Source organism: Nonomuraea sp. NPDC001684, assembly GCF_053596515.1.
This window is the reverse complement of record NZ_JBSFGJ010000080.1, coordinates 1-9,948: the sequence shown is the minus strand read 5'-3', so window position 1 is coordinate 9,948 and position 9,948 is coordinate 1. Positions and strand designations below refer to the sequence as shown.

The following is a 9,948-nucleotide window of genomic DNA, read 5'->3' as shown; positions in this document are numbered from 1 at the left end:
AGCCTCGCCATAGGGCGTCGAGGACACCCATCGATATCGGGGTGGATGCTCGACGCATGCTCATCGGCCCCGGATACGATATGACAGCGGACGACATTCCCAGGCTTTCTCAAAGCGACAATCGCCAATTGAATGGCACATTGAGGTATGTTGCGGCACAGGCAGGCATGACAGCTAGTACTCCAGCCGCACTTCAGAGGGGTGGTCCGAGGCGCCGCCAGCTGGTGCACGGTATAGCGCGGTGGTGCACGCCGGTCTATGGGTACGCATACGTACCCATGCGGACTCCCGCGTGCACGAGAAATGGCCACCGCTGTGATCATTCAGGTGTGATGGAACTGAAGATCACGCGGTGGCCGCGTTGGCCAGGGTAGAACATCTCAGCGCCGCTCGTCTGCAGGCTGGTCTGGATGAGGCGTTCGCGCTGGTAGCCGGTCGATTCAGACGCCCCGAAGTGCGGCAGCGTGCTCGTGCATGTGTCGGCGGTCTGCTGTCCGGGCTGGAGCGTAAGAACGGCTGGTCGCTGGCCGAGTACGCCGGTGAGACCACACCTGATGGCATGCAGCGGCTGTTCAACGCCGCCAACTGGGACGTCGACGGCGTGCGTGACGACATCCGCACCTACCTGATGCAACATCTGGGCGAGCACGACGGGGTGCCGGTCGGCGACGATACCGGCTTCGCCAAACAGGGCACCCGCTCGGCAGGAGTGCAGCGGCAATACACCGGCACCTTCGGCAAGGTCGCCAACTGTCAGATCGGGGTGTTCCTCGGTTACGCCTCCAGCCGTGGCCGGGCCGTCCTGGATCGCGAGCTCTACCTGCCCAGGGACTCCTGGATCGCCCGGCCGGAACGTTGCGCGGCCGCCCACGTCCCCGAGCAGGTCGGTTTCGCCACCAAGCCTCAGCTCCTGCAGGCCATGATCGAACGGGTGCTCGCGGCCGACGTGCCGTTCGGCTGGGTGACCGCCGATGAGGCCTACGGCGACAATGGCCCCCTCCGCCGCTACCTGGAAGGCCACCAGATCTCCTACGTGCTCGCGGTCTCCCGCGCTCACCAGATCACCACCGGCGCCGGAAAGGTCCGCGCCGAGATCATGGCCGGTAAGGTGCCCAAGAGCGGATGGCGGCGTCTGTCCTGCGGCCCGGGAGCCAAGGGCGAACGGCGCTACGACTGGGCTCTGATCGCCACCGACAGCCCCGTGCACCGCCTGCTCATCCGCCGCTCGCTCATCAACCCCCGTGACCTGGCCTTCTACCTATGTCACACGCCACGGCCGGTGCCCTTACAGCGCCTGATCGAGGTGGCCGGAGCCCGCTGGACGATCGAGGAATGCTTCCAGACCGGCAAGAACGAAGCCGCCTTCGACCACTACCAAGCGCGGCTCTATCCCGCCTGGTATCGCTACATCACCCTGGCCATGCTCGCCCTGGCTTTCCTCGCCGTGACCCGTGCCGCCCTCGGCGCCAGACCCGCCCCACCGGGCGGCACCGACCCGCTCATCGAGATCTCCGCGAACGAGATCCGCCGCCTCTTCGCCCTGCTGCCCCGTCCACCTACCAGCCAGCCCCACATCCTGCACTGGTCACGCTGGCGACGACGCCATCAAGCCCGCGCCCGCCAAAGCCACTACCAGCGACGACAGCTCAAAGATCGATAAGTGCGGCCGGAGTACTAGGGACTTTTGATCGCAGGCGCGTTGACTGCCCAACGACCGTCGCTTGCATCCTGCTGGCCGTCATGGCCGTTCGCTCACCGGAGCAAAGCAGGCAATCGCCAGGCGAGGACGGGGAGTGCACACCGTATACGGACGCTTTGTCGGATGATCATGATCGAACCTTTGCTTCGCCTGCTGTCCGAATTCGGGCCCGAGCGCAGGTATTTATAAAGGTGACAGGGATCAGGTGGTCCAGGTGATCGGGCCACACCGACATGACTTCACCGCACGACACCGCAACACCACCGAACCACATCATCCGCCGCACCACGCGAACCGCGGACCATACCGTTCAGCACGACCGACGGCGCTCATCTGCCGATAGAAGCGCCTCCTCGGGTCAGCAGCGGCTGCGCGGTCTTCCAGGCCAGCGCCCTGGAAACGGCTTCTCACCTCGCTCGCACACATGGGTGCCTTCCTGCAGGAAAGCCGTCCTTGCTCTATGACGACTCGAAGCGAAGAGCGCTGAGCCGGCCGCGACGCCGTGCGGAGACCGCCGACAACCCGGCCCGACGTTGACCGTCGGATTCGGCCTTGACCGACGCCACCCAGGCGGGCGTCGATACGCCCTGTCCGGCACGGCCATCGATGCGGCGGGGTGACGACCACGGGCGTGCTCGCCCGATCACGCCGCCGCATCGGCCGTACCGGACGGCAACCCGAAGGTCCCGGCGCTCGACACCGCACACGGCGGCACGGGCGTCAGGACCGCCGTACGCCCGTAGCCCGCGACCACCGGGGCCACGGCTGAGCGGTATAGCGCGGCACGTATCGGAAACGGGACTTCCCCAAGGCGCGCACTTCGGGGATGGCAATCGGTCCCTTCACCGGCCCGCCTCCGGGCTCGGCGCAGCACCCCTGCGCAAAGTGCCACCCCGCGCAACGCCGCACCAGCCCGATCCAACAGCACCAAATATGAAAGAGGACAGGCACCACGATGGCTGAGGGAAGCACCTTCAAACGCTGTTCCTGCCGCGACGGCGACGGCAAAGCACTCGGGCAACGATGCCCCAAGCTGCGCCGCGCCGACGGCGGATGGAGCTACCGGCACGGCATCTGGAACTACCAGATCGAACTCCCGCCAGGCACCGACGGCAAGCGGCGCGGACCGCTGCGCCGCGGCGGCTTCGCCACCCAAGACGCCGCCAAGGCCGAGCTCGGGCAGGTGCGTGACTTGCTCGCGCTGGCCGACCCGCGCGAGCCCGCCACCCGTGTCCAGATCGCCGATCTGATCAAGCGGACGCTGGCCGAGACCGACACGCTGCCGGATGTGGGAACGGTTCGCCGCAAGGTCAAGACCGGGCAGCATCTGACCCAGGAGATCACCCTCCAGCAGTGGCTGACCGAGTTCCTGCACCGCAAGCGGAGGATCGAGGAGACCACCCGCCGCTCCTACGAAAGCCACATCCGCCTCTACCTCACCCCGTATCTGGGGCAGCTGCGGTTGGATCAGCTCAAGGTCAGCGACATCGCGTTGATGTTCGAGCAGATCGAGGAGTTCAACGACACCATCGCCGAGCGCCGCTCCGACCCCGATCCGCAGGTGCGTGAGAGCGTCAAGTTCCGGCGGCCGGTCAGCATCGCCACCATGCACCGCATCCGCGCCACCCTCCGCCACGCGCTCAACATGGCGATGCGACAGGACCGGCTGATCGACTTCAATCCCGCCGCCGTGCTGGAGATGCCTGCCCACGTCCGGCCCAAGCCACTGGTGTGGACCGAGGACCGGGTCCGCGCCTGGCAGGCCGACTTCGCCCAGCACCGGGAGGCGGAAAAGCAGCGCCGGAGCGGGCAGCGAGTCAACCCGATCGACGCCTACACCAGCGCTCCGCGCCCCTCCCCTGTCATGGTGTGGACGCCCGTCCAGACCCGGCTGTTCCTCGACCATGCCCGCCGCCACCGCCTGTTTGCCCTGTATCAGCTGATCGCGCTGCGCGGGCTACGCCGGGGCGAGGCATGCGGGCTACGGTGGAAAGAGGTCGACCTCGAGGGCCACAGTCTGACGGTGAACTGGCAGCTGGTGCAGCTGGCCTGGCAGGTGCACGAGGGCACCCCGAAGACCGACGCCTCGGTACGCACCATCGCTCTGGACAGCGACACCGCCCAAGTGCTGCGCGCCCACCGGCAGCAGCAACTGCAGGAACGCCTGGCCATGGGCGAGGCGTGGATCGACACCGGGTTCGTGTTCACCCAGCCTGATGGCAACCGCCTGCACCCCCAGTATGTCTCCGACCAGTTCCTGTGGCTGGCCTACCTGGCCGGCCTGCCACCCATCAGGCTCCACGACCTGCGGCACGGCGCCGCCTCGCTGATGCTGGCGGCCGGGGTGGAGATGAAGGTGGTGCAGGAAACGCTGGGCCACACCTCCAGCGCGTTCACCGCCGACACCTACACCTCCGTCTACCCCCAAGTAGCCACCGCAGCGGCAGAGAAGACCGCCGCCCTACTGTTCGGCAAGGAAGACCAGGCCGAGACCGGGAGAGTCGTCTCGTTGAGGAACTGACCGTCGGATTAAGCATCCGGCCCCGCGTTCGCCGCCTGCTCGCGGCGAGGCGGGGCCGCTGCTCTCGCGCCACAGGAGCGGGAATTGCGGATGATCATGGTGTGTGCAGGGTTGGTGCAACCGAGCACGCACGGAGCACGCAACCGCTAGACGAAAATTCTAGAACGAGTCCGACGCTGCATTTGCGCAGTTCAGGCCATGATCAAAGCGCGCCCTGCAGGATTCGAACCTGCGACCGTCGGATTAGAAGTCCGGTGCTCTATCCAGCTGAGCTAAGGGCGCTCCTGCCTTATTGTGCATGATCCGGCGACTTGTCACGCACACGTTCTGGTCGTGTCAGGCCGACAGGGCGATCACCAGCCACATGAAGAGGGTTCCCGTGACCGTGGCGGCCAGGGTCCAGCCGGTGGCGCGTCTGGTTGTGTGGGCCTCCGGGAGGATGTCGGAGATGGCCAGATAGAGGAGGAATCCGGCGAAAAGGCCCAGGTAGGCGGTCAGGACATGGGCCGGGATGGCGATGAGGAAGGTCAGGGTGGCGCCGATCACGGGGGCGAGGGCGTCCAGGGCCAGGAGGGTGAGGGCGCGGCGGCGGGCGTTTCCGTACAGCGACGTGATTGTGTACGTGTTGAAGCCGTCGGTGAAGTCGTGGGCGATGACGCCGATGGCCACGGCGACGGCGAGCGAGGCGTCCGTCTGGTAGGAGGCTCCGATGGCGGCGCCGTCCAGGAGGCTGTGGACGACCAGGGCGGATCCGGCCGTGACGCCTACGCCGGCTCGGGCGTGGCGGTGGGCGGCGTAGTCGCCTTCGTGCGCGTCGTGCATGCCCATGGAGCGTTCGACGATGTGGATGCCGAGGAACGCCAGGGCGAACATGAGCATCGGGAGCGGGACGCCGAGCACTTCGACGGCGTCCCGGGTGAGGGCTTCGGGGAGGAGGTCGAAGGCCACCACGCCGAGCATCACGCCCGCGGCGGCGCCGAGCACGAGGTGGCGGTTGTTCTTGACGCGGTCGGCGACCAGCCCGCCCAGCAGCGTCATGAGGAAGGCCGCCAAGGAGAGCAGGATGGGCACGGTTCCTCAGGCTAGGGGGTGGCTGGGGAGCGGGAGCGGTACGACACTCGGCCGCGGAATTCGAGGGGCTCGGCGGCTTCGAGGACAGGCTCGCGACACCGTCCAGGTTCGGGAAGGGCTCGGGTTCGGGAAGGGCTCGGGCTCGGGGAGGGCTCGGGCTCGGGTCCGGGAAAGGGCTCGGGTTCGGGAACAGGCTCGCCACACAGCACAGGCTCGCGTAAGGGCACAGGTTCAGGGACAGGCTCGCGAAACAACACAGACTCGCGTAAGGGCACGGGTTCGGGGACAGGTTCGGGATTCCGCGCGGCACAGCGTCTCTCGGCCGCCAGGGTGTCGGGTGGGGGGTCGGGACGAGGGCGAAGGCGAGGAGACCGGTACGGCGGGGCAGGGCGGCCCGTAGCCAGGAGAAGGGCCTGCCGGAAGCAGGAGGAAGAGGAGCAGAACGGGGAGGGAGGGGGCGGGGTAAAGGGCAGGCGGCCGTGGGGCAAATGGGGCTAAGCTGTTGTGGCATGGTCGCGACGCTCCTGCATGAGATTCCCCTGCAGGGCGGGGACGTGACAGACGGGGTGGTGCGCGTCGGTGACACGGTGCGCAGGCCGGTCGGTCCGGCCACGCCCGCCGTGCACGCCCTGCTCAGACACCTTGAGGCAGCCGGGTTCGGGGGTGCGCCGCGGGTCCTGGGAACGGACGGTTTAGGGCGCGAGATCCTCACGTACGTCCCTGGGCGGAGCGGGTTGTGCCGGGCCGTTTCGACGGACGCGTTCCTGGTCGACCTGGCGCGACTGGTCAGGGAGTTCCACGACGCGACCGCCGGGTTCCCGCTCGACGCCGGCGGATGGGAAGGCGGGTCGAACGACGACCGCGCGCCGGAGGTCATCGGACATTGCGACCTGACGCCGGACAACGTGATCTTCCGTCACGACATCGACACCGACACCGCCGCGGCCACCCCCGTCGCGCTGATCGACTTCGACCTCGCCCGGCCCACCACCCGGCTGTTCGACATCGTCACCACCCTCCGCCACTGGGCCCCGATCGCCGACCCGGTCGACCGCCACCCCCTCCAGCGCGACGCCGACGTCGGAGCCAGGATCCGCCTGTTCTGCGACGCCTACGGCCTCGCGCCCCGCGAACGCCGGCGGCTGCTGGAACTGTCCAGGCTCCGCTTCCACCGCTCCTACGACGTCATGCGCACCCGCGCCCGGGCGGGTGGGAACTGGGCCAAGATGTGGACGGGCGGCGCCGGGGAACGCATCCGCCGGGCGGCAGCGTGGCTGGATGTGCACGAAGATGAGCTTCATGCCCATTTGGTATGACCCGCTAGGTCTCGCGCTCGGTGTCGCACTCGACCAGGTTCTCGGTGATCCGCGCAGCTCGGCCCACCCCGTCGCCCTGTTCGGACGGGCGGCGGCGAAGCTGGAGGAGTCGTCGTACGGCGACACGAGGTGGCGCGGGGTGGTCCATGTCGGGATCTGCGTCGGGGGCGCGGCCGTCCTGGGCGTGCTGGCCCAGAAGAGCGGTGACCGGGTCGTCCGCACGGCAGTGACGGCGTTCGCCACGTGGGCCGTGCTCGGCGGCGCGACACTCGCCCGCGAAGGCGTGCACATGGCCGAGGCCCTGGAGCAGGACGATCTCCGGCGGGCCCGGGCCAGGCTCCCCCACCTGTGCGGCCGCGATCCCGCGGGGCTGGAGGCGCCCGAGCTGGCCAGGGCGACGGTGGAGTCGCTGGCGGAGAACACCTCCGACGCCGTGGTCGCCCCCCTGTTCTGGGGCGCGGTGGCGGGCGTGCCGGGGCTGCTGGCCTACCGGGCGGTCAACACGCTGGACGCCATGATCGGCCACCACTCCCCCCGCTACGAACGGTTCGGCTGGGCCGCGGCCCGGCTCGACGACGTGGCGAACTACGTACCGGCACGCGTGACGGGACTGCTGACGGCGGCGCTGGCCGACGACCCCGTCAGAGCGCTGCGGATGCTGCGACGGGACGGCCACCGCCACCCCAGCCCGAACGCGGGCAGGTGCGAGGCCGCCTTCGCCGGCGCGCTCGGCGTCACCCTCGGCGGCACGAACGTGTACGGCGGCAGGACCGAACACCGCCCCACGATGGGCGACGGCCCCAAGCCCGACGTCAAGGACATCCGGCGCGCCGCCCGGCTCACCCGCGCGGTCGGACTGGCGGCGGCGGGGCTGGCCGTGCTCACCGCATGGGGCCTGCGCCGCCGCCATTCCGGATAATCGCGGTAATCAGCTAAATGGCGGTTAACTCATTATCCGATTGAGATTGATCGCCAGCCAGATGACGAATGCGGCGACGGCGGTGACGGCGACCAGACCCTTCACCGCGTGGTGCGCGGTCTCCCGCCGCACCGTCACCTGCCGCTGCGTCTGCTTCCAGACCTGCCTGAGCATGATCATGTTCTGGAAACGGCGTCCGAGCGCGAACAGGGCCAGCCCGATGAGGACGAACAGGATGACACGACCATCGGCAGGTTCCACGACACGGCCCCCTTTTTCGGTCTTGAAGAAGAAGCGTGCCCCCGCACATTTGGTTACTCACGATACTCGTCTGGCAGCTGTTTGTTGATTAATTTATCGGGTCGAGATCCACCACGATGGGAGCGTGATCCGAGGGGCCTTTCCCCTTGCGCGCCTCGCGGTCGACGTACGCCCCCCGCACCCGTTCCGCGACGTCGGCGCTGGCGTAGACCAGGTCGATCCGCATGCCCTTGTTCTGGTGGAACATCCCGGCCCGGTAGTCCCAGTACGTGTACGGGTGCGGCCCCTTCATCGGCGTCGGCACCACGTCGCGCAGGCCGAGGTCGAGCAGTTCGGCGAGCGCGCGGCGTTCGGCGGGGGTGACGTGCGTGGAGCCGGCGAACAGCGCGGGATCCCAGACGTCGGCGTCGGTCGGCGCCACGTTGTAGTCGCCGCAGGCCACCAGCGGCGAGCCGGCCTCCTCGGCCAGCGCGTCCCGCAGCGCGGCGAACCACTCCAGCTTGTAGGCGTAGTGCGGCGAGTCGACCGCGCGGCCGTTCGGCGCGTACAGGGACCAGACCCGCAGGCCGCCGCAGGTCGCGCCGAGCGCGCGGGCCTCGGGACGGGCGGCGCCCACCCCGTCGAGCTCGGCGAAGCCCGGTTCGCCGGGGAAGCTCGGCGTCACCTCCTCCAGCCCGACCCGCGACAACACGGCGACGCCGTTCCACCGGCCGTCGCCGTGGGCGGCGGCGGCGTAGCCGAGCTCGCCCACCTCCGCCACGGGGAACGACTCCGCGGGACACTTCGTCTCCTGCAGGCAGACGATGTCGGGCTCGGTCGCGGCCAGCCAGTCGAGCAGGCGCGGCAGCCGTGCCTTGACCGAGTTCACGTTCCAGGTCGCCAGGCGCATCCTCCTAGCCTGCCACGGCCGGTCCCGTCGTCCGTGGTCAGACCGCCTTCATGAGGGTGGCCGAGACGTCCCGCAGGAAGCCGCCCGCGCCCGCGTCGAGCGCGGCCTTGGCCTGGCGCACGGCGTCGAGGACGTTCCCCGCCGCGCTCGGCGAGTCCTCCACCACCATGCGCAGCTCGACCTCCAGCGGGGAGCCGCCGAACCCCTCGCCCTCCAGCCGGATGAAGGCGATCTTGCGGTCGTCGAGGAAGGGCAGGTACTGGGCGCCGACGTGGGTGGAGGTGCCGGCGCCGGACGCCTTGGTGGCCCGCTTGCCGGCCATCCTGGCCGGGTCCTGGAGGTTGACGAAGTCCATGTTGCCCCCGGCCAGGAGCTGGTGGCCGTCGCGCAGCCGCACCCCGCTCGCGGTGAGGGCGTCGACCAGCGCCCGGTGCACGAGCGTGGCGCCGAAGGAGCTCTTGAGGTCGTCGCCGAGCAGCGGCAGCCCGGCCGCGGCGAAGCGGTCGCGCCAGCGTTCGGAGCGGGCGAGCACGGCGGGCATGCAGTTGACGAACGCGCAGCCGGCCTCGATCGCGGCCTCGGCGTACCGCTCGGCGGCGCGCTGGGCGCCGGTGGGCAGGAAGTTCACCACGACCTGGGAGCCGGTCTCGCGCAGGTGCGCGGCCACGTCGGCGACGGTCGCGGCGCCGCTCGGCTCGACCAGCCCGGCCGAGCCCTCGCCCACGCCGTCGGCCAGGATGCCCTCGCGCACCGGCACGTCCAGGTGCGGCACGTCGGCGAAGCGGCGGGAGTTGTTCGGCCGCGCCCAGATCGCCTGCGACAGGTCCAGGCCGAGCTTGGCCCGGCCGACGTCGAAGGCGGCGGTGAACCGCACGTCGGAGACGGCGTATCCGGCGCACACGGGGTTGAGCAGGCCGGGCGCCTGGCCGTCGCGGTAGTACTCGACGCCCTGCACGAGGGACGACACGCAGTTGCCCACGCCGATGAGGGCGACGTTCACGGTGGTCATGCCGGAGTTCATATCAGGCCGGTCCGGCGGGCGAGGGCGGCGGCCTCCACGCGGGAGGCGGCGCCCAGCTTGGCCATGATGTTCGACACGTGCACGCCGGAGGTCCTGGCCGAGATGAACAGCCGCTCGGCGATCTGCCGGTTGCTCAGGCCCTCGGCGACCAGGCCGAGCACCTCCAGCTCGCGGGCCGACAGCCCCGGCGTCGCCGACAGCGTCACCCGGGCGGTGGCCGCCGCCGCCTCCGCCGGCCGCCGCAACGGCTC

Annotated in this window: 9 protein-coding genes and 1 tRNA gene; 4 read left to right on the top strand and 6 right to left on the bottom strand. The window is 69.4% G+C overall.

Going from position 1 to position 9,948, the window contains the following annotated elements; all coding sequences use genetic code 11:
* Nucleotides 1-361: 361 nt before the first annotated feature.
* Nucleotides 362-1,660 (top strand): IS701 family transposase, encoded by a 1,299-nt coding sequence (locus tag ACWCSD_RS17425; protein WP_449916023.1) that lies wholly within the window; start codon nt 362-364, stop codon nt 1,658-1,660.
* A gap of 994 nt (nt 1,661-2,654) precedes the next feature.
* Nucleotides 2,655-4,220 carry a tyrosine-type recombinase/integrase gene (locus tag ACWCSD_RS17420; RefSeq protein ID WP_449916001.1) on the top strand — a complete coding sequence of 522 codons (1,566 nt, stop codon included), beginning with the start codon at nt 2,655-2,657 and terminating at the stop codon, nt 4,218-4,220.
* Between the two features lie 208 nt (nt 4,221-4,428).
* Here the strand turns inward: ACWCSD_RS17420 and ACWCSD_RS17415 are convergent.
* Together ACWCSD_RS17415 and ACWCSD_RS17410 are read right to left on the bottom strand one after the other, a co-directional pair.
* A tRNA-Arg gene (locus ACWCSD_RS17415) sits at nt 4,429-4,502 on the bottom strand.
* A 54-nt stretch (nt 4,503-4,556) separates the two neighbouring features.
* Entirely contained in the window at nt 4,557-5,291 is a 735-nt protein-coding gene (locus tag ACWCSD_RS17410) for a ZIP family metal transporter (protein WP_397165918.1), read from the bottom strand.
* Nucleotides 5,292-5,800: 509 nt separating this feature from the next.
* Here ACWCSD_RS17410 and ACWCSD_RS17405 point away from each other — a divergent pair.
* Both ACWCSD_RS17405 and ACWCSD_RS17400 read left to right on the top strand, forming a co-directional pair.
* The gene (locus tag ACWCSD_RS17405; RefSeq protein ID WP_397165920.1) at nt 5,801-6,607 is read left to right on the top strand and encodes a phosphotransferase; all 807 of its coding nucleotides are present in this window, start codon (nt 5,801-5,803) and stop codon (nt 6,605-6,607) included.
* The gene (locus tag ACWCSD_RS17400) at nt 6,591-7,526 is read left to right on the top strand and encodes a cobalamin biosynthesis protein (RefSeq protein ID WP_449915998.1); all 936 of its coding nucleotides are present in this window, start codon (nt 6,591-6,593) and stop codon (nt 7,524-7,526) included. Before ACWCSD_RS17405 ends, ACWCSD_RS17400 begins: the two co-directional genes overlap by 17 nt.
* A 24-nt stretch (nt 7,527-7,550) precedes the next feature.
* Here the strand turns inward: ACWCSD_RS17400 and ACWCSD_RS17395 are convergent, their stop codons facing one another.
* From ACWCSD_RS17395 to ACWCSD_RS17380, 4 genes are all read right to left on the bottom strand, one after another.
* Entirely contained in the window at nt 7,551-7,787 is a 237-nt protein-coding gene (locus ACWCSD_RS17395; RefSeq protein WP_357978197.1) for a hypothetical protein, read from the bottom strand.
* Nucleotides 7,788-7,875: 88 nt separating this feature from the next.
* Nucleotides 7,876-8,676, bottom strand: coding sequence for an exodeoxyribonuclease III (locus ACWCSD_RS17390; RefSeq protein ID WP_358287891.1), 801 nt, complete (start codon nt 8,674-8,676; stop codon nt 7,876-7,878).
* A 37-nt stretch (nt 8,677-8,713) separates the two neighbouring features.
* Nucleotides 8,714-9,685, bottom strand: coding sequence for an inositol-3-phosphate synthase (locus ACWCSD_RS17385; RefSeq protein WP_397165922.1), 972 nt, complete (start codon nt 9,683-9,685; stop codon nt 8,714-8,716).
* Between the two features lie 8 nt (nt 9,686-9,693).
* Nucleotides 9,694-9,948, bottom strand: a 255-nt coding sequence (locus ACWCSD_RS17380; protein ID WP_449915993.1) for a response regulator transcription factor, incomplete at its 5' end; no start/stop codon positions are given.